We start from the raw sequence: 19,896 nt of genomic DNA, 5'->3' as shown, positions 1-19,896 counted from the left end.
CCGGTCTCCGGGACCGCCGGATTTGCTTGCGGCTCAGCATTGCCGCCTCCGGACAGGCCGGTTCCCGCGCATTCGCGCGAGAACCGGCCTGTCCGGCACGGTATGGCGTCAGGCGACGGCCCTGGCCTTGAACTCGATGCGGCGGCGGTGCAGCACCGGCTCAGTGTAGCCGTTGGGCTGTTTCGTACCTTCGAACACGAGCTCGCAGGCGGCCTGGAAGGCAACGGATCCGTCGAAATCCGCGGCCATCGGACGATATTCCGGATCACCCGCGTTCTGGCCGTCCACAACGGCCGCCATGCGCTTCATGGTTTCCAGAACCTGATCCTCCGAAACCACACCGTGATGCAGCCAGTTGGCGATGTGCTGGGAGGAAATGCGCAGAGTTGCCCGGTCTTCCATCAGGCCGACGTCGTTGATATCCGGCACCTTGGAGCAACCGATCCCCTGCTCCACCCAGCGCACGACGTATCCAAGAATTCCCTGGGCGTTGTTGTCGAGTTCCGCCTGAATGTCCTCCGGCGCCCAGTTCGGGCGGTCCGCAACCGGTATGGACAGGATGTCTTCCAGTTTCGCCGCGTCGCGGGTCTTCAGTTCCTCCTGCCGGTCGGCCACATTCACCTTGTGGTAGTGCAGCGCGTGCAGCGTCGCGGCCGTCGGAGACGGCACCCAGGCGGTGTTGGCGCCGGACATCGGATGGCCGATCTTCTGGTCCAGCATGGCATTCATCAGGTCCGGCATCGCCCACATGCCCTTGCCGATCTGGGCATGCCCCGGCAGGCCGCAGGCCAGTCCGACATCGACATTGTTGTTTTCATAGGCGCCGATCCAGGCCGCGGCCTTCATGTCGCCCTTGCGGATCATCGGGCCAGCTTCCATCGAGGTGTGCATCTCGTCACCGGTCCGGTCCAGGAAGCCGGTGTTGATGAAGAACACCCGGTCTCTTGCCTTGCGGATGCATTCCTTGAGGTTCACCGTGGTGCGGCGTTCCTCGTCCATGATGCCCATCTTGAGCGTGTTGCGCGCCAGGCCGAGCGTGTCCTCGACACGGTCGAAAATCTCGCAGGCAAACGCAACCTCCTCCGGGCCGTGCATCTTCGGCTTGACGATATAGACCGACCCGGCGCGGCTGTTGAGCCCCCGCCCGTTCGGACCGACGTCATGCAGCGCGATCAGCCCCGTGAGCATGCCGTCAAGCAGTCCTTCGGGAACTTCGTTTCCGTCCCTGTCCAGAACGGCGCCGATGGTCATGAGGTGGCCGACATTGCGCACCAGCAGCAGCGAGCGGCCGTGCAGCGCCAGTGCGCCGCCGTCCGGTGCCGTGTAGTGCCGGTCGCCATTCATGCGCCGGACGACGGTCTCGCCGCCCTTTTCGAAAGTTTCTTCCAGATCGCCCTTCATCAGGCCGAGCCAGTTGGAATAGACGACGAGCTTGTCTTCGGCATCGACGGCGGCGACGGAATCCTCGCAGTCCATGATCGTCGACATGGCCGATTCCAGAATGATGTCGGAAACATGGGCCTTGTCGGTCCTGCCGATCGGATGCTGGCTGTCGACATTGATTTCCAGATGCAGGCCGTTCCGGACCAGAAGCACCTTGTAGGGGGCCGCGGGTTCTCCGGTATAGCCGGCGAACTGGCCGGGATCGGAGAGTGCCAGCGGACCATTGTCGCTCCCGAGCACAAGCGCCTCGTTCTCAATGGCGAAGCCGGTGACGTCCGCCCAGCTGCCTGCGGCAAGCGGCGCCGCGTCGTCCAGGACCTTGCGGGCATAGGCAATCACCTGCGCACCGCGCTCAGGATCGAACCCCTTGCCCTGCGGCCGCGAGCCCATGGCATCCGTGCCGTAGAGCGCATCGTAGAGCGAGCCCCAACGGGCATTGGCCGCGTTCAGCGCGTAGCGGGCATTCATCACGGGCACGACGAGCTGCGGACCGGCAACCGTGCCGATTTCCGGATCGATGTTCGAGGTGCCGACATCGAAGTCTTCGCCTTCGGGCACAAGGTATCCGATCTCCTGAAGGAACGCCTTGTAGCCGGCCATGTCCGGGGTGCCGGGATTGGCCTTGTGCCAGGCATCGATTTTCTCCTGGAGGCGGTCCCGCTGCTCCAGAAGAGCCCGGTTCTTCGGGGCAAGATCATGGATCAGGCTGGAAAACCCTTTCCAGAAGCGCTCCCGATCGACGCCGGTATCCGGCAACGCCTTCTCGTTGACGAAGTCGTAAAGGGCACTGTCCACCTGCAATCCATATGCGTCGATCCGGCTTGTCATACCATTCTCCATTCATTTGCTGACCCGGAGGCTATTCGCCGTGTGTTTTGGTGTCAAAACGGGCACGCGTCAATCGTCGGAGACCAAGCATGACTTTCTCCGTGGAGGAAAAAATCAGTTACATTATTTCTGACGGCGCACCGGCAAACACGCAGAATGCCCTTTGCGCGGACTGCATGATCCGTTACCGATGGGGTCTCCTGCACCGATATATCCCAAGGAATTCATGCTCGCTTTCATTAAACGCTCTGGCGACCTGACCTATGGCAACGCCGTGCTGATGCTTGTCCTGACGACACTGTTCTGGGGCGGCAACACGGTGGCCGGGCGCCTTGCGGTCGGCGAAGTCTCGCCGATGGTGGTCGTTTTTCTGCGCTGGGTCATCGTGGCCGCCATTCTGCTGCCCCTGCAGGCGTCGAGCATCCGGTCCGAATGGCCGGCGATGCGGCCGTATTTTCCGCGCATGCTGTTGATGGCGATCTTCGGTTTCGTGGGTTTCAACTCGCTGTTCTACATTGCCGCCACCCAGACGACCGCGGTCAATCTGGGCATTCTCCAGGGCTCGATGCCGATCCTGGTGCTGATCGGCTCCATGATCTCCTTCGGGACCCGGGTTCGGTTCGTCCAGGTGCTCGGCATACTGCTGACGCTGGTCGGCGTGATCCTGATCGCGGCCCAGGGCAAGCTTGAGGTGCTTCTGGCCCTCGCCGTCAATCCGGGTGACGGGGTCATGCTTCTCGCATGCGTGCTTTATTCGGGCTACACCCTGGCGCTCAGGAACCGGCCACGTGTACCCCCGCTGGCCTTCTTCGCGGTGCTGTCCGGCATCTCCGCGCTGACCTCCGTGCCGGGGCTCTTTTACGAGATCGCCAACGAAAGCGTGCAATGGCCAAGTCATCAGGGCTGGCTCGTGGTTCTTTACATCGCGCTGTTTCCCTCGTGCCTGGCGCAGATTACCTTCATGCGCGGCGTGGAACTGATCGGACCGGCCCGGGCGGGTGTGTTCATCAATCTTGTGCCGATTTTCGCCGCCATCCTGGCCGTCTCGATCCTGGGCGAGCCCTTCGAGTGGCACCACGGTATCGCGATGGGGCTCGTGCTCGGGGGCATCTGGCTGTCAGAGCGCAAGGCTTCCAGGTGACAAGCCTCCGCACCGATCCAATCAACGCTTTACCGAGTATTTGAAAATCATGTCATTGCATTTGAAATTGCCGCAATCGCGGTGCACCATGTCTTAATGGAAACGCCATTGATTACAGGCGCTTTTGCGCTGCTCCTGCTGACAATATCCCTGCTGCAGCCGCTCGCCCGGCGGCTCGGGCTGGCGCCCAGCGTTCTGCTGGCCACCGTGGGCACGCTGATCGGCATTCTGGCGATCTATCTGCGCTACACGGCCGAGACCAACGTCTTCAACGCCATCGCGGATGTCTTCATCAACCCGCCGCTGGATTCGGAGATGATCCTTTACATCTTTCTGCCGATCCTGCTGTTCCAGACCGCCCTGACCCTGGACGTCCGCCGTATCATGGAGGATGCCGGCCCCATTCTGGTTATGGCGATTGTGGCGGTTTTCGTGGCGACGGTGTTGATCGGCTTCGCACTCTATCCACTCGCCCTGCTGTTTTCTCTCACGAACATCTCCCTCGTCGCCTGTCTGCTGCTCGGCTCGATCGTGGCCACCACGGACCCGGTCGCCGTGGTCGCCATTTTCCGCGACATCGGAGCACCGGCACGGCTCGGACGCATCGTCGAGGGCGAAAGCCTGTTGAACGACGCCGCGGCCATCGTCATCTTCGTGATCCTCGTGCATATTCTCACCGGACAACAGGCGCTGTCGGTGAACGAGGCCGCAATCGCCTTTTTTCGGTCTCTGGCCGGCGGCTTTATCGTCGGGGCGCTTCTGGGGCGGATCGCCGTAAGCCTCCTGCCGATCATGCGCGACATCCCCCTGGCCCAGGTGACGTTGAGCCTGGCCCTGCCCTACGGCACCTATGTGCTCAGCGACCAGTTCGCCGATGTTTCCGCCGTGGTGGCGGTGGTCTGTGCGGGAACCGTGTTCAATTTCTACGGACCCGCGCGCATCCAGCCGGCCAACTGGCAGTTTCTTCATGCCGTGTGGGAGCAGATCTCCTTCTGGGCGGCATCGCTGATCTTTCTGCTCTCGGCCATCCTGATCCCGCGTTTCGTGGAAGGTTTCACGCCGGTCGACATCCTGCTGCTGCTGGTCGTCATCATTGCCGCGCTGGCAGCGCGGGCCGTGGTGATATTCGGACTGTTGCCGGTTCTGAGCATTTTCAGGATGGGGCAATCGATCAACAACAAGTTCAAGACCGTGATCCTTTGGGGCGGCATGCGCGGAGCCGTGACACTGACGCTGGCGCTGAGCGTGTCCGAGCACGCGGCCCTGTCGGAGGAAGTCTCCGTTTTCGTCACCAAGCTGGCGACGGGGTTCGTGCTGTTCACCCTGCTTGTCTACGGCACCAGCCTGAAGCCGCTGATCCGTCTGCTGGGCCTCAATCAGTTGAACCCCCGCGACGAGGCGTTCCGGACACAGTTCCAGGCGCTGTCCCTGTCGGACGTGCGCCACGGGCTGGAGAGCGCCGCGAAAGAATACCATATCGGGCCCCACGCCACCGCGCAGGTGCTCAACGAATATGAGGACAGGGCTGGTGCCGCGGCGGCGGAAACCAACAAGCTGGAGGAACTGAAAGACTGGGACCGCGTCCGCATCGGACTGATTGCCCTGGCGGACCGGGAACAGCAGCTTGTGCTGGAACACTTCCACGAGAAAACCATTTCGGGCCGGTCGGTGTCGCGCTTCCTTACGCTGACGGGCCGGACCGGCGACCTGACCCGCAGCGACGGCCGGTCAGGCTACAACAAGGCCACACGGCAGCCGCTGAAGTTCGATTTCTCGTTCCGCCTGGCCCAGGCCCTGCAAAGACGGCTGCGGATCACGCGGCCGCTTGCGATCCGTCTTGCCGACCGTTTCGAGTTCCTGCTGATCTACCGGATCCTCGCGGACGAGCTGATCGAGTTCAGCAACGAAGACATCCGGCCGCTGCTCGGCGATCGCGTCGGCGACATTCTCCACGACACGCTCGCCATCCGTCAGGAAGAGACCCTGCAGGCCATCGACGCCCTGCGCCTTCAATATCCCGACTATGCCGACGCCCTGGAAGAGCAGTTCCTCAGAAAGGCCGGTGTCCGCCTGGAGGAAACCGCCTATGACGATGCCAAGGCGCAGATGCTGATCGGGACGGAATTGCACCGCGACCTGTTGCGCGATGTTGAACGCGCCCGCCGTGCCTGCAACACGCGCCCGAAACTGGATCTGGGGCTGAAGACACGCGAACTGGTGAATGCCCACCCGCTGTTCGCCGATTTGCCGGCCAAACAGAAGAAGGCGATCCGACGCATGATGCGGCCGCAATTCGCAACCCCGGGGGAAAAGCTGATCCGCAAGGGCGACCGGGGCGATGCCGCCTATTTCATCGCCTCGGGTGCGGTCGAAGTGCGCACGCCGACCCATGCCGTCCGCCTGGGACGGGGCGACGTTTTCGGCGAGATCGCGCTGATGACGGGCGGCCGGCGCAGCGCGGACGTGGTCGCGCTCGGCTATTGCCAGTTGCTCAGCCTCGGGGCGCAGGACTTCAAGGATCTGATGAAGCAGCATGAGGACCTGCGCGAGCATGTCGGTGCCCTTGCGCGCAAGCGGCAGTTCATGAACACCGACGACGACACCACCGAGATCGAGGATCCCGTTGTGCCGTTCTTCGCCGATATCGTGCCGCGCGAGCACGAGGAAACGCAGACCACGGGGAGCGAGGAACCGATCCCGGACGCCACGCCCGAAACCGCCGGAAGCGATGAGACGACCGGAAGCAATGAGACGGCCGAATCCGCCGAGGAGCGCTCAGCCCCCCCGGAGGCATCGGAACCGGAGGCTGCCTGCGAAGCCGGAGACGACGCGGAGCCGGGCGAGACCGCAGGCGAGGCGTCGCGGCAGAAGATGGAGACGGCGTAGTCCCGGGACGGGCCCGATGCCCGTCCCGTGTGCGCAAGGCCTCAGCCTGCTTTCTGGATTTCCACTGCGTGCGGATAGGGAATGGAAATGCCGCCCGCATCGAAGGCTTCCTTGACCGCCTTCAGCATATGGAATTTCAGTTCCCAGTAGTCGCCGGAACTGCACCACAGGCGCACACCCAGATCGACGGAACTGTCGCCGAGATTTGTCACCCGGACCCAGGGTTCGGGATCTTTTTGAACACGCGCGTCGGCATTGGCGACATCGAGAATGATCTGGACCGCCTTGTCGATGTCGTCGCCATAGTCGATGCCGAAAGTCAGATCGAGACGGCGGGTGGGATGGGCGGAGTAGTTGGTCAACACCGTTCCCCAGGCCTGGCCGTTGGGCATGATGATCTGCACATTGTCCGGCGTGACCAGTTCGGTCACGAAAATATTCAGGTCTTTCACGGTTCCGCTGGTGCCGCCGATGTCGACGAACTGGCCGATCCTGTAAGGCCGGAAGATGATCAGCATGACCCCGGCGGCGATGTCGCTCAGGGTGCCCTGCAGGGCGAGACCGATCGCCAGCGTACCGGCGCCGAGGACGGCCACGAGGCTTGTTGCCTGGATGCCGAACAACTGCAACACGGCGATCAAGGTGATCAGGAGAACCACCCAGCGCACGAGCGAGGCGGCAAAACCGCCGATGGTATCGTCGATGCGCGGATGGCTCACGATCCGCCTCTTGACCAACGCCGACAGGAAACCCGCCAGAAACCACCCGATTGCCAGGACGACGACCGCCTTGACCGCGTTGATCAGCAGCGGTGCGTACACGCTGACCTGGTCCAATGCACCTTCCATAGTGAATTCTCCTTTCAAAATCCGGTTTCGACCATATGCAGGTTTTGGGGCTTATTCCGCCATGATGCCTCAAGTCCCCAACCTTTTGATCCGTTTGGGAGCGCACCCCTGTCAGATCTGCCGAGCCCGCCGCCAAAGGCGGCGGGCTCGGAGGGGCGGACCCTCGGCCCGCCCGCCACACCGGCTTACGACTGACCGGACTGCTCCTGCCAATCCTCCAGAAACGCCGCCATGTCCGGATTGCCGCAATGGGTCACATAGTGCGGTTGAAGAACGCTGCCGGCCTCCAGCAGCAGCCGCGCGCAGGCGACATGGTCGCTGTCGGTGCGCGCCGGCGCGAATTCGGAACCGTGCACTACCGTGTCGAGCGCGTCGCCGCCGTAGTGGTTCTTCCTGGAAAGATCCGGGGCGAGCGACAGAAAGTAGCTCAGCTCCGGCACCAGTCCATGCCATCCAGCGATATGCAAGGGCGGCAGTCCCATGCCATCGACCGCGTCGGGGTCAAGACCGGCTTCCACGAGGGCCTTCAGATGGTCGAGTCGACCGGGCAACGCCGCCAGTTCGCTCAGAAGGCCGCGGTCTTCACAGGTCAGCGCGGCAGGGACCAGGCTTGCAGGGTCCAGGCTTCCCGGCCGGGCGGTGCCGTCGGCGCAGGCCGCGAGAATCGCCTCGCTTTCGGAGAGCGCCGAAGCGTGCCCTTTCTCCTCCAGCCTATCCGCTGCGGCCTTGTTGCCGTAGATCCGCGCGAGCGCATAGGGCGTGTGGCCCTGCCAGACCGCCCCCGCGTCCGCGCCGAACTTGAGAAGAAGCGCGACGATCCCGGCCGGGCGGCCGCGCCGGACAGCCTGATGGAGCGCGGGAATGGTGTTCAGCGGCAGGCCGCCCGGCTGGTCCGGTACGGTTATGTTGGGATCGGCCCCGGCTTCCAGGAGCATCCGCACCTTGACTTCGTCCTCGAAATCGAGCGCCCGTGGCAGCGCATTGGTGCCGTCAGGACGGGCGCCGTGGCTCAGAAGCAACTCAAGCGCCTGCGGGTGGTCCAGTTCAGTCGCATGATAGAGGCTTTCCCTGTCATTGGGGTCGGCGCCTTTTTCCAGAAGCCATCGGCCGAGCGTGAAATTGTCCGCATGACAGAGCGCCCCATAAAGGGCGGGGAGCAGGTCCTTGTCACCTGGCTGAAACGGATACCCGTCATTGACGTCCGCACCGTTTGCAACCAGCAGCCCGGCAATCGCCATCATGTCGGCCTCTTTTTCGGGACTGCGGTGAATTTCCTTTGAAAACGCCAGGTGCAGGATCGGCGAGCGCAGGCCGACAGGCCGGACAGCCGCGCCGGGATCGCTGCCGACAGCCGTCCGCACCGCTTCCAGATCGTAAAGCGCAACCTGCAGGCCGAGATTGTCGTCCTTCAGGGTCGGATCCTCAGCCAGAAGCCTGTCGGTCATCCAGTGCTGCCCCTGATAGAGCGCCACCTTCAGCCGTTCGGCCTTTTCGGCCCGGCTCATGGCCGCGCTTTCGACCACAAATTTCAGTTTCGGCCAACTGTCGTGGCCCTCTTCGCAGGCAATCACATGCAGAAAGTCGGCATGTCTGAGCATCTTGCCAGCGGCGACATGAGCTGCAACGCGCGCATGGGCTTCCGGATCGCCGGCCGCATGGGCTTTTCTGAGGCGGCGGGCCGCGTTCTTGCAGGTATCGAGGGTGAATGCAGGTCCATCGGACATGGCTTTTCTCCTGTTGCAAAGCCCGGGCGATCCGCTGGTTTCGGGCGCAGGTGAAAAACCGGCATATGTCGTCAGTCGTCAGGGTGCTTGCGCTTTCCGCGGATCCGGTTGCCGCCCTCATCGGCACCGGGGAAATTGCATGAACAGGCTCGTCAATGCAAGCCTGTCCAGCCGTTTTTCTGGCGCCGGCGCTCAGCCTTTGAGCGGTCCGAGATCGCAGGGCGCTGCGCTGTCCTCCGGCACGAAAAAGTCCGGGGCCAGTGCCTGGCGCGGATCGACCCTGTATTTGTCGAAATCGGTGACGCCCCGGCTTGCCAGGAAAGTATCATCGATCAGAAACTGACCTGATAGCTCCTTCGACGGCGACGTGAAGATTTCATGGGCGGCATCGGCGAGGATATCCGGTGTCCGGCTCTGCTGCATCAGCTTGTCGCCGCCGATGATGTTCCTGATCGCCGCCGTGGCGATGGTCGTGCGGGGCCACAGCGCGTTGACGGCAATGCCGCTGGACCGCAATTCACCGGCCAGACCGAGCACGGTCAGGCTCATGCCGTATTTGGCGATCGAATAGGGCGTGAACGGCGCGAACCATTTCTCCTGCATGTCGAGCGGTGGCGACAGCATCAGAATGTGCGGATTTCCGGCGTTTTTCAGATGCTCGATCGCATGTTTGGAACAGGCCAGCGTGCCGCGCGTGTTGATCTGGTGCATCAGGTCAAAGCGCTTCATGTCGGTCTGGGCGAGCGGCGTCAACTGGATGGCGCTGGCATTGTTGACCAGGATGTCCAGGCCGCCGAAATGTGCGGCGGTCTTGTCGATTGCAGCCTTCACGGCTTCGTCGTCGCGCACGTCAACAACCAGCGGCAGCGCCTTGCCGCCGGCGGCCTCGATTTCCTTCGCCGCCGTATAGATCGTGCCTTCCAGCTTGGGATGCGGCTCGGCGGTCTTGGCGGCAACGGCGATGTTGGCGCCGTCGCGAGCCGCTCTCAGCGCGATTGCCTTGCCGATGCCGCGCGAGGCACCGGTGATGAACAGGGTCTTGCCCTTCAGGGACATGTTTTCTCCTCCTCTGGAGTGATGCCTTGGAACGCTCGAATTTGCCGGCCGGTCATTCCCCGCCTGCCGGAGACATCGGCAAGCATTGTCTTTTTCGCGCCGTCGCCTCCCGGCTCTGCGCTTGCCACCCTCAGGACCGATGACGTTTCCCCGGTCCGTATGCTAGGCGGTCTTTTTCGTCATGAAGGCCTGAAACGCCGCCATTGTCTCCGGCGCGCTCAGACGGCTTGCGAAGATCCGGATTTCCTCTTCGACCCGCTCGGAAAGCTTCTGCGTATCGCCGCGCAGAAGCTTGCGCGACAGCGCCATTGCTTCGGGCGGCTTCGCCGCGATCTCTTCGGCGCAGGCCAGAGCGGCGGCATCGACATCGCCTTCGACCACTTCATTGACCAGACCGGCCATCTCCGCCTTTCGCGCCGAAAACGCCCGGCCGAGGCAGAGCAGTTCAAAGGCGCGCGCATGACCCATGAGCTGCGGCCCGAGAAGGCTGGAGCCTGCCTCCGGCACCAGGCCGAGATCGACAAAGGGCGAGCGGATGAGCGTGCGCGGACTGGCGAACACCATGTCGCAATGCATCAGCAAGGTGGCGCCGACGCCGATGGTGATGCCGTCGAGCGCGGCCACCAGCGGCTTTTCGTTCCTCACCAGCGCGCGCAGGAAACGGACGACGGGCGTTTCGCCCAAACCGGACTTGCCGGCATATTGCAGGAAATCGCCGATATCGTTGCCGGCGGTGAAGACTTCCGGCTGACCGCAGACCAGATGGCAGCGGACGGTGTCATCCGAGTTGCCGCTCTCAAGCGCCTCCGCCAGATCGGTATACATCTGTCCCGTCAGAGCGTTCTTCTTCTCCTGGCGGTCCAGACGCAGGGTCCGGACGCCGTTTTCCTGGGATATTCGGATCATAGTCAACTCCTGTGGGCGGATCAGGACGCCAGAATTTCACAATGCCAAAACGTCAGGACGCCGAGGCTTCCGCATCGAAGGCCAGCACGGAAGCGGCAGACAGGAGAATGTCCGACTTGAGACCCGCCGTTTCCCCGAGCGTGGTTTCACAGAAATTCCGGGCCAGCAGCGTGCGTTCGGCAAGTTTACCTGCCGGTTCCGCGCCGGAGCGCAACGCCCCCCTGGCGAGCAACGCGCCGCCAAGCGCAAGCCCGGCAACGCGCAGATAGGGCGTCGCCCCCGCCAGCGCCTCCGCGACACGCCCTTCCGACTGTGCGCTCAGCATGAAGTCCGTGGTTTCTTCCAGATCGCCGATGCTCACCAACAGACGTTCCGCCGCCGCACCGAATTCCGGGCGGTTGGAGGCGGCCACCTCCCCGGCTATGTCCTTCAACTCCGCGATAAAGCCCCTGACATGCTCGCCGCCGGAGAGCGGCAGCTTGCGCATGACAAGATCGATGGACTGGATGCCGTTGGTTCCCTCGTAGATCGGGGCGATGCGGGCATCGCGCAGGTGCTGGGCCGCGCCGGTCTCCTCGATGAACCCCATGCCGCCATGGATCTGGATGCCGAGCGAAGCCACCTCGACGCCGAAATCGGTCGAAAGCGCCTTGGCAATCGGCGTCAGCAGACTGGCCCGTTCGAACCAGAATTTTGCCGCGTCCGGGTCTTCGGCCGCATGCGCCATGTCAATCGCATGGGCGCAGGAGTAGCAGATCGCGCGGGCGACCTGGGTTCTCGTTTTCATGCCGAGCAGCATGCGCTTGATGTCGGGATGGCGGGCTATCGGGCTCATGCCCTCGCCCTTGTCTCCCGCAGCCCGTCCCTGCTTGCGGTCGAGCGCATAGGCGAGCGCATCCTGACAGGCGCGTTCGGCAACACCGAGCCCCTGGATGCCGACGGCAAGGCGCGCGTTGTTCATCATCGTGAACATGCAGGCCAACCCGCGATTTTCCTCGCCGACAAGCCACCCGACGGCACCGCCTTCGTCGCCATAGATCATGGTGCAGGTCGGCGACCCGTGAATGCCCATCTTGTGTTCGACCCCGGCAACCCGGACATCGTTGCGCGCACCCAGAGAGCCGTCGTCATTGACGAGAAACTTGGGCACCAGAAACAGGGAGATGCCCCTGGTTCCGGGAGGCGCATCCGGCAGACGGGCCAGCACCATGTGAACGATGTTGTCGGTCAAGTCGTGGTCGCCATAGGTGATGAAAATCTTTTGCCCGAAAATACGGTAGGTGCCGTCGTCCCGGCGTTCCGCCTTTGCTTTCAGGGCATTGAGATCCGAACCGGCCTGAGGTTCGGTCAGGTTCATTGTGCCCATCCACTCGCCGGAAACCAGCTTTTCCAGATATCTGGCCTTCAGCTCCGGCGACGCATGCTTTTCCATCGCCTCGACGGCGCCGATCGTGAGGGTCGGTCCGATCGCAAACGCCATGGAGCCTGAATTCCACATTTCCAGCGCGGCGGCGGACAGCATCTGCGGCAGCCCCTGGCCACCGAATTCGGGATCGGCGGTCAAGCCGTTCCAGCCCCCCTCGATCCAGGCACGATAGGCCTCGCGCCATCCGGGAGACGTCGTCACCCGGCCATCGGCAAGCTGAGTGCCGTGTTTGTCGGCCACCGCGTTGAGTGGTGCGATCTCGTCGGCGGCGAACCGGCCCGCCTCCGTGACGATGGCGTCGACAAGATCGTCGCCGAGTTCGGCAAAACGGTCGCTTTTCCGCAGATCTCCAAATCCGCAGACGTGTTTCAACGTGAAGGCAATCTCATCGACAGGGGCGCGATACATTCAGGTCCTCCCAAACCAGCCGGCTTGGCGCATGCCGGCAATTGACTGTTTTCACTGTTCCGAGCTTGACGGCGGCGCGGCTTCTCCGCAAAAGGCGCTATCGGCAGCGGTTTGAACGGACAATAGACCAGTTGACGTTAACGTCAACCCATGTCGCAGCGGCAGGTCATCGTCTTTTAGGTCAATCCGCGGGAACCGGCTGGATAAGGCTCGCGGCATGCAGCGTTGGACACTCGACATCAATTCACCGGACTGGCAGAGCGATCCGGAAGCAGAGGCGGTCTGCGCCGCGCTTCTGACGGGCGAGCTGGTGGCGGTACCGACCGAGACCGTCTACGGACTTGCCGCGGATGCGACCAACCCAACGGCCTGCGCACGGATCTTCGCGGCCAAGGGCCGGCCCCAATTCAATCCGCTGATCTCGCATGTGCCGACGCTCGAGGCTGCCCGCGAGCATGGCCGGTTCGACGACCGGGCCCTTGCACTGGCGGATGCCTTCTGGCCGGGTCCCCTGACACTGGTCGTTCCCAAGCGCACGTCGTCCGCGATCTGCGATCTTGCGACGGCGGGTCTTGAGACCGTGGCCCTGCGTGTGCCCGATGGCGCCGTGATGCGGTTCCTGTCGGCACGGACCGGACGCCCGCTGGCGGCGCCGAGCGCCAACCGCTCCGGCCGGATCAGTCCGACCCGCGCCGCAGACGTCATCTCCGACCTGGGAGAAGCGCTCAGCTTTGTCATCGATGCCGGCCCCTGCGCGGTCGGCATAGAAAGCACGATTGTCGGCCTGACCGACGCAACGCCCCGGCTGTTGAGGCCGGGGGGCATTGCCCGGGAAGACATCGAAAAGGTTCTGGGCACAGACCTGAAATCTCCCGCGGCCGATGCACAGCCGGACGCCCCGGCCGCGCCCGGCATGCTGTTGTCCCACTATGCTCCGAACGCCCGATTGCTTCTGAACGCACAGCAAGCGGACCCCGAGGACGGCCTGCTCTCCTTCGGCCCGTCCCCCCTGCCGGGAGCGCAGCAGGCCCGTGCGGAAGTCAATCTCAGCGCGTCGGGTGACCTGACGGAGGCGGCGGCAAACCTGTTTCAGGCCATGCGGCACCTGGATTCCAGCGGAGCCGACACGATCCGGGTGCAGTTTATCCCCAGCTTTGGACTTGGCGAGGCGATCAACGACCGGCTCCGGCGCGCTGCGGCTCCAAGAGACTGACAAACGACGGGCCACGTGTATCGGGACTGCACTAGAAGCCAAGGTGTTCCTGGTGCCGCTTTCCTGGGCAGCACTCGAAAAGTCCTTAAAAAACAGCATTCCAGATCCCGGAAGCGCTTCGCAGGCGGCCGTGTGGCCGGTCCGCATTCCACGAAATTGCAGACAATTCCTGCGCTGATGCGGCCAAATAAAATCGATATTCCTAAACCGGTTCCCGGTTAAACGCACCATGCAACAAATACGGGTGCTCGCCAAAATCTCACAACTTTTCAACAAGCCGGCTCACGACCATTACCGTAAAATGCTCGCATTCCCCTACTGGAATCACGTAGTTTGATAATCAGAATTGAGATGCAGCGGACCTCCCCTCGGGCATTGCGGTGCTCGCACCTCAGCAAGGGCCGGCTAGAACAGCCGGCCCCCTTTTTTTTTTCCAGAGCTTTTTGATTTGAGGCCACCGGGCAAAACTCTCCGGAAGCAGGAAAACCGCGCGCAGACTCCCTCGGTCTTTCGGAGCAATTGACAGCACCAGCGGCAACCGGTCTGATGACGGCAAGAGATACAGAAAACAACAAGTCTTCCGGAAACGCTTCCTTGTCCACGCTGATCCTGCATCATCCCGCCTTTCTCGACCACCTGACACCCGTGGGCCACCCCGAGCGTCCCGACCGGATTCGCGCCATCGACCGGATCCTGGAACATGAAAAGTTCCAGCCCGTGGTCCGTGACATGGCGCCGATGGGCGCGGTCGAGGACATCGCGCGCGCGCACCCGATGAGCTACGTCGACCAGATACACCTGCTGGCGCCCGAAGAAGGCACCGCCCGTGTCGATGCGGATACCACCATGTCGCCGGGAACCTGGGAAGCCGCCCTGCGCGGTGTCGGCGGCGCCTGCAGGGCGGTCGACGAAGTGCTCACGAAAAAGGTCAGCAACGCCTTTTCCGCTTCCCGCCCGCCGGGTCATCACGCGGAAAAAGACCGGGCCATGGGGTTCTGCTTTTTCAACAACGCGGCCGTTGCGGCACGCTACGCCCAGGCGAAATACGGCATGGACCGGGTGGCCATCGTCGATTTCGACGTTCACCACGGCAATGGAACCCAGGACATCTTCTGGGAGGATCCGAGCGTGATGTATTGCTCCACCCACCAGATGCCGCTTTATCCCGGGTCCGGCGCCGCGTCCGAGACCGGCGAGGCCAACACGATCGTGAACGCGCCGCTTGCCCCGGGCGAGGACGGCGCCGGCTTCAGGGAGGCCTTCGAGGTCGTCATCCTGCCGCGGCTGCAGGATTTCGCGCCTGAACTGGTCATCGTGTCTGCCGGTTTCGATGCCCACGCCCGGGATCCCCTCGGCGGCCTCAATCTGGTCGAGGCGGATTTTGCCTGGGCAACGCGCGCGCTCATGGATGTTGCCGACAAACACAGCGACGGACATCTCATCTCCCTGCTGGAAGGCGGCTATGATCTTGAGGGACTTGCCCGTTCGGTCGCCGCTCACGTCATGACCCTGATGACGGGCTGACTGGCTCCGGAACCGCGCATCCAGCCGTTTCACCGGCGGGGCAGGCCTGCCGATGTGCCCGACGCGCCCCAAAACCAAGGGGATGAGGCGTCCGAATTGCATTTGATGCCTTGACGTTCGCGTTTCGTCCCGCAAGTTTGCGTAGTTGGATCGAACGCCAAATTGACAGACGGGACCCCGCAAATGACCGATGCCGCGACCGATATTTCCGGCCTCTCCTTCGAGGACGCACTCAAGCAGTTGGAAACAATCGTGCGCGAGCTGGAACAGGGCAATGTGCCGCTGGAGCGCAGCATCGACATGTATGAGCGCGGCGACGCGCTGCGCAAACACTGTGACACGCTTCTGAAATCCGCCGAAGCCAAGGTTGAGAAGATCCAGCTCGACCAGAACGGTGAAGCCGGTGGCACAGTGGCTCTCGATCCGCAGTAGCGGATTTTCCTCGGAAGCCCGTGCAACAGACGGGCCAGTGCAGCAAATCCTCTGCTCTCTGCGACCAGGTGACGCCCGAAGACAGAATTCCACAAACGGCTGTCGCCGTCTGATCCGGGGTCCTGCCGTCCGGTCGCGTTCCACGTGTTCCTTCGCAGGTTCCCGAACAGCCCCGGTCTCCATCCAGCTCGCATCTTGCAACGGGCCGAAAGCAACCTGGCCGAACCGGTCCGCCCGGTGGCGGGACATCTTCGCCTGAAGTTTATTCTCCAGTTGAACTGTCAAGCTACTGTTGCCTTGCCAACTGAAAACTGTTAGTAAATTTATCAAGAGAAGAGAAACGTATGTAAAGGTTAGTAGATACAAAAAGATATGCCGGCACTTAGCGAAACAGACCAGTCAAAACTACTTATGCGCGTCCTGGAGTGCCCGTTACAAACCGATGGTTGGCCGCAGGTTCTTGGCTTCATCGACGAAACCCTCAATTGCAGGTCTTTTCTGGCCGAGTTCGACGGACAAGGCGCGCCGGCCGCTCGATTCGGCGGTCAGCAACCGGCTTTCGATTTCGCCAACATGCTGCAGCAGATCGAGATGGAAGGCGGGCGCAGCGCGCTTCAGTTCCTGCTCTCGGAGGCGTCTCTCTTCTATCCCTACTGCAAGACAAACATGACAAGGGGCAGAACAGCCGGGCCGGGTGGCAACATCGACCCGGCGGGCAAAACAACTGCCGGAACACCCGGCCGTGACGCCACCGCAATGCGCCCGGGGCTGGAAGACAGCCTGCTTGTGGCGCCAGGATTGATTTCGCCGATCCGGCGCACCGACACCTCCACGATCCTGTTCGGCTGCCTGTTCACAGGCCGCAATCCGAACACCATCGACATCTCGGTCGCCACTGAAACCTTCCGGACGATCGTTCAAGCGCTCACCCCGGGCCTGAACATCTGTTTCCAGCTTGAACGGGAACGCCGGGACCACGCGTTTCAACGCCTGCTGTTGTCGCAAGTGGACGGACCCGCTGTCCTGATCAACGCGGACCGGGATATTCTGGCGCAGTCCGGCAACGTCATGAAGGCCCTGGCCAGAATGGGGGCTGCGACCGAAAATGGTCAAAGGCTCACAACCTCCTGCATGAAGCTTGATACGGCGCTTGCCGACCTGACCTCGGCAGCAGTCCCGCAGCCCCCCCCCGCCTGCGCACACACCCAGCTTCAGCGATCCCTCGTCATTGACGAAGTGGACAGCTTTCCCCAACGTATTTCAATCAGCACCGTGTACCCGTCTCGCGCCGCGCCGGAGCAGACACCGGCCCCGTTTTTCGTCCTCAAGGTTTCGGAGGCCCGGGAGGTGCCGGAGGACCTCGAAAAATGGCTGCAGGACCATTTCGACCTGTCGCAATCGGAAGCTCATCTGGCTCGGCATCTGACCATGACCGGATCCATGAGTGCCACGGTCAGCGATCTTCGCATCACCCGGAATACGGCCAAGACCCACTTGCGGCGCATCTATGAAAAAACCGGCGTCAACACGCAACTTCAACTTGCAAAGCTGGTTCACCGGCTGGCGCAGCTGTTTTAGAGAGTTTCCGCAGGGATCTGTTCGCCCCCGCCGCCCCGCAATGACTGCAGAAAAAAACGCTTCGGAAGCCGCAAGGCACAAAAAAAGGGGCCGCGAGATGCGACCCCAAGTTGATCACTGTGCACGTGGCCCCATCGACCACACCCATTCAATTAAGATAGATCAGTACGCAAAGCATCACCCAAACGGGTGACTGAAAGCAATTTCTTGCAAAGTTGCATAAATACTGCAGCACCAACCAGAAATTTAGCCCTTTTTGGTCATCGCGCCGATCCCGACGCACTTTCGGCACGGGAGCCCTCCCGGTAACATTCCGTCACATTCCCCTCAGCGAATTTGCGCCCTATATCGGGTTGGTGTATGCCTGCCCGCCAGATTCAAATTCGTGGAGCAATCTGCAGAGTGTCTTCCAAGCCTGATACCCCCCTTCTCGACAAGGTTTTGTCGCCGGCCGACCTGCGCGAACTCGATGAAACCCAGTTGCAGCAGCTTGCCGAGGAATTGCGGGCCGAGACGATCGATGCCGTGTCGATCACGGGCGGACATCTGGGAGCCGGACTTGGGGTCGTCGAACTGACGGTGGCGCTGCATTATGTCTTCAACACGCCCGCAGACAAGGTCATCTGGGACGTCGGTCACCAGTGTTATCCGCACAAGATCCTGACCGAGCGCCGTGACCGGATCCGCACCCTCCGTCAGAGCAACGGACTGTCCGGATTCACCAAGAGAGCGGAAAGCATCTACGACCCGTTCGGCGCTGCCCATTCCTCGACCTCGATTTCCGCCGGACTCGGCATGGCCGCAGCCCGGGACCTGAAAGGCGGCGACAACAATGTCATCGCCGTCATCGGTGACGGCGCCATGTCCGCCGGGATGGCCTATGAGGCGATGAACAATGCCGGACATCTCGGCTCCCGTCTGATCGTGATCCTGAACGACAACGACATGTCGATCGCGCCGCCCGTCGGCGCCATGTCCGCCTATCTTGCCAAGCTTGTTTCCGGCCCGACCTACCGGACGCTGCGCGATGCTGCGAAAACCCTTGCCAAGAACCTGCCCAAGCCGGTTTTCGAGAAAGCCGCGCGGGCGGAAGAATATGCGCGCGGATTCTGGACCGGCGGAACGCTGTTCGAGGAACTCGGCTTCTATTATGTCGGCCCCGTGGACGGCCACAATCTCGAGCACCTGCTGCCTGTTCTGAAAAACGTGCGCGACACCCACGACGGGCCTGTGCTGATCCACGCCGTCACCCAGAAGGGCAAGGGTTACGGACCGGCGGAAGGGGCAAGGGACAAGTATCACGGCGTCGCCAAATTCGATGTCATCACCGGCAAGCAGGCCAAGCCGAAGGCCAATGCACCGAGCTACACCAATGTGTTCGCGACATCGCTGATCAAGGAAGCGGAAGCAGACGAAAAGGTCGTTGCGATCACGGCGGCCATGCCCGACGGAACCGGCCTGAACCTTTTCGGCGAGGCCTTTCCGGAACGCACCTATGATGTCGGCATTGCCGAACAGCACGCTGTCACCTTCGCCGCCGGACTGGCGACGGAGGGGTTCAAACCCTTCGCGGCCATCTACTCCACCTTTTTGCAGCGCGCCTACGACCAGGTCATCCACGACGTCGCGATTCAGGGACTGCCGGTCCGCTTTCCGATCGACCGCGCCGGACTGGTGGGCGCCGACGGGCCGACCCACGCGGGCGCCTTCGACACGGCGTTCCTGTCCTGTCTGCCCGGATTCGTGGTGATGGCGGCGGCCGACGAGGTCGAATTGCGGCACATGGTGGCCACGGCGGCGGCCTATGACGAGGGTCCGATTTCCTTCCGCTACCCGCGCGGCGAGGGCGTCGGCCTTGAAATGCCGGAGCGCGGCAGCATCCTGGAAATCGGCAAGGGCCTGATCCGCCGGGAGGGGACAAAGGTCGCGCTGCTGAGCTTTGGCGGCCGCATGAACGAATGCCTGAAAGCGGCGGAGGAACTCGACGCGGCCGGCCTGTCGACGACCGTGGCCGACGCCCGGTTCGCCAAGCCGCTCGATATCGACCTCATCCGGCGGCTCGCCCGCGAACACGAGGTCCTGGTGACGATCGAGGAAGGCTCCGCCGGCGGCTTTGGCAGCCATGTGCTGACCCGCCTGGCGCAGGAGGGCCTGCTCGACAACGGCCTGAAAGTGCGCACGCTCGCCCTGCCGGACATTTATATCGACCAGAACAAGCCGGATGTCATGTACGCCCAGGCCGGGCTCGATCGCGACGGTATCCTGAAGACGGTGTTCACCGCCCTCGGCAAGCACACCGTGAGCGCCCCCCGCCTCGCATGAGCCTTGTGCGCGGCCCCCGGACCCGCCCGCTGCCCGATGTGGCCGGGGGAGCGGCGGTTTTTGGTGATTGACAGCTGCCACCAGACCTGAAAATGCTGGATTGCAACATCAATGGCGCCGCGTTTCGACGGCGCTATTGTTTTATACCATGCATCGCAACG

13 protein-coding genes are annotated in these 19,896 nt (G+C 62.5%); 7 read left to right on the top strand and 6 right to left on the bottom strand.

Going from position 1 to position 19,896, the window contains the following annotated elements:
- Window positions 1-108: 108 nt before the first annotated feature.
- Window positions 109-2,271, bottom strand: a complete 2,163-nt coding sequence (locus WNZ15_RS18190; RefSeq protein ID WP_342894434.1) for a malate synthase G — start codon at window positions 2,269-2,271, stop codon at window positions 109-111.
- A 226-nt stretch (window positions 2,272-2,497) separates the two neighbouring features.
- On the opposite strand from WNZ15_RS18190, the gene WNZ15_RS18185 reads away from it, so the two are divergent.
- Both WNZ15_RS18185 and WNZ15_RS18180 read left to right on the top strand, forming a co-directional pair.
- Window positions 2,498-3,412 carry a DMT family transporter gene (locus WNZ15_RS18185; RefSeq protein ID WP_342894433.1) on the top strand — a complete coding sequence of 305 codons (915 nt, stop codon included), beginning with the start codon at window positions 2,498-2,500 and terminating at the stop codon, window positions 3,410-3,412.
- 108 nt (window positions 3,413-3,520) lie between these two features.
- On the top strand, window positions 3,521-6,298 hold the full coding sequence (locus tag WNZ15_RS18180; protein ID WP_342894432.1) for a cation:proton antiporter: 2,778 nt from the start codon (window positions 3,521-3,523) through the stop codon (window positions 6,296-6,298).
- Window positions 6,299-6,339: 41 nt separating this feature from the next.
- On the opposite strand, the gene WNZ15_RS18175 is transcribed toward WNZ15_RS18180, so the two are convergent.
- From WNZ15_RS18175 to WNZ15_RS18155, 5 genes are all read right to left on the bottom strand, one after another.
- On the bottom strand, window positions 6,340-7,146 hold the full coding sequence (locus WNZ15_RS18175) for a mechanosensitive ion channel domain-containing protein (protein ID WP_342894431.1): 807 nt from the start codon (window positions 7,144-7,146) through the stop codon (window positions 6,340-6,342).
- A 185-nt stretch (window positions 7,147-7,331) separates the two neighbouring features.
- Complete coding sequence (locus WNZ15_RS18170; protein WP_342894430.1) at window positions 7,332-8,870, bottom strand: ankyrin repeat domain-containing protein; 1,539 nt, start codon at window positions 8,868-8,870, stop codon at window positions 7,332-7,334.
- A gap of 192 nt (window positions 8,871-9,062) precedes the next feature.
- The gene (locus WNZ15_RS18165; RefSeq protein ID WP_342894429.1) at window positions 9,063-9,926 is read right to left on the bottom strand and encodes an NAD(P)-dependent oxidoreductase; all 864 of its coding nucleotides are present in this window, start codon (window positions 9,924-9,926) and stop codon (window positions 9,063-9,065) included.
- 162 nt (window positions 9,927-10,088) lie between these two features.
- Window positions 10,089-10,832 (bottom strand): crotonase/enoyl-CoA hydratase family protein, encoded by a 744-nt coding sequence (locus tag WNZ15_RS18160; protein ID WP_342894428.1) that lies wholly within the window; start codon window positions 10,830-10,832, stop codon window positions 10,089-10,091.
- Window positions 10,833-10,884: 52 nt separating this feature from the next.
- Window positions 10,885-12,666 carry an acyl-CoA dehydrogenase gene (locus WNZ15_RS18155; RefSeq protein WP_342894427.1) on the bottom strand — a complete coding sequence of 594 codons (1,782 nt, stop codon included), beginning with the start codon at window positions 12,664-12,666 and terminating at the stop codon, window positions 10,885-10,887.
- Between the two features lie 217 nt (window positions 12,667-12,883).
- Between WNZ15_RS18155 and WNZ15_RS18150 the strand changes: the two genes are divergently transcribed.
- The 5 genes from WNZ15_RS18150 to dxs all read left to right on the top strand — a co-directional run bounded on the left by WNZ15_RS18150 (window position 12,884) and on the right by dxs (window position 19,735).
- Window positions 12,884-13,879, top strand: a complete 996-nt coding sequence (locus WNZ15_RS18150) for an L-threonylcarbamoyladenylate synthase (RefSeq protein WP_342894426.1) — start codon at window positions 12,884-12,886, stop codon at window positions 13,877-13,879.
- A gap of 594 nt (window positions 13,880-14,473) precedes the next feature.
- Complete coding sequence (locus WNZ15_RS18145) at window positions 14,474-15,403, top strand: histone deacetylase family protein (protein ID WP_342894425.1); 930 nt, start codon at window positions 14,474-14,476, stop codon at window positions 15,401-15,403.
- 183 nt (window positions 15,404-15,586) lie between these two features.
- On the top strand, window positions 15,587-15,835 hold the full coding sequence (locus tag WNZ15_RS18140) for an exodeoxyribonuclease VII small subunit (RefSeq protein ID WP_342894424.1): 249 nt from the start codon (window positions 15,587-15,589) through the stop codon (window positions 15,833-15,835).
- A gap of 372 nt (window positions 15,836-16,207) precedes the next feature.
- Window positions 16,208-17,413, top strand: coding sequence for a helix-turn-helix transcriptional regulator (locus WNZ15_RS18135; protein WP_342894423.1), 1,206 nt, complete (start codon window positions 16,208-16,210; stop codon window positions 17,411-17,413).
- Between the two features lie 402 nt (window positions 17,414-17,815).
- Complete coding sequence (gene dxs, locus WNZ15_RS18130) at window positions 17,816-19,735, top strand: 1-deoxy-D-xylulose-5-phosphate synthase (RefSeq protein ID WP_342894422.1); 1,920 nt, start codon at window positions 17,816-17,818, stop codon at window positions 19,733-19,735.
- The last annotated feature ends 161 nt before the right edge of the window (window positions 19,736-19,896 follow it).

The organism is Roseibium sp. AS2, from assembly GCF_038900065.1.
Classification (GTDB): domain Bacteria; phylum Pseudomonadota; class Alphaproteobacteria; order Rhizobiales; family Stappiaceae; genus Roseibium.
The sequence above is the reverse complement of the archived record's forward strand: the minus strand, read 5'-3'. Positions and strand labels throughout refer to the sequence as shown.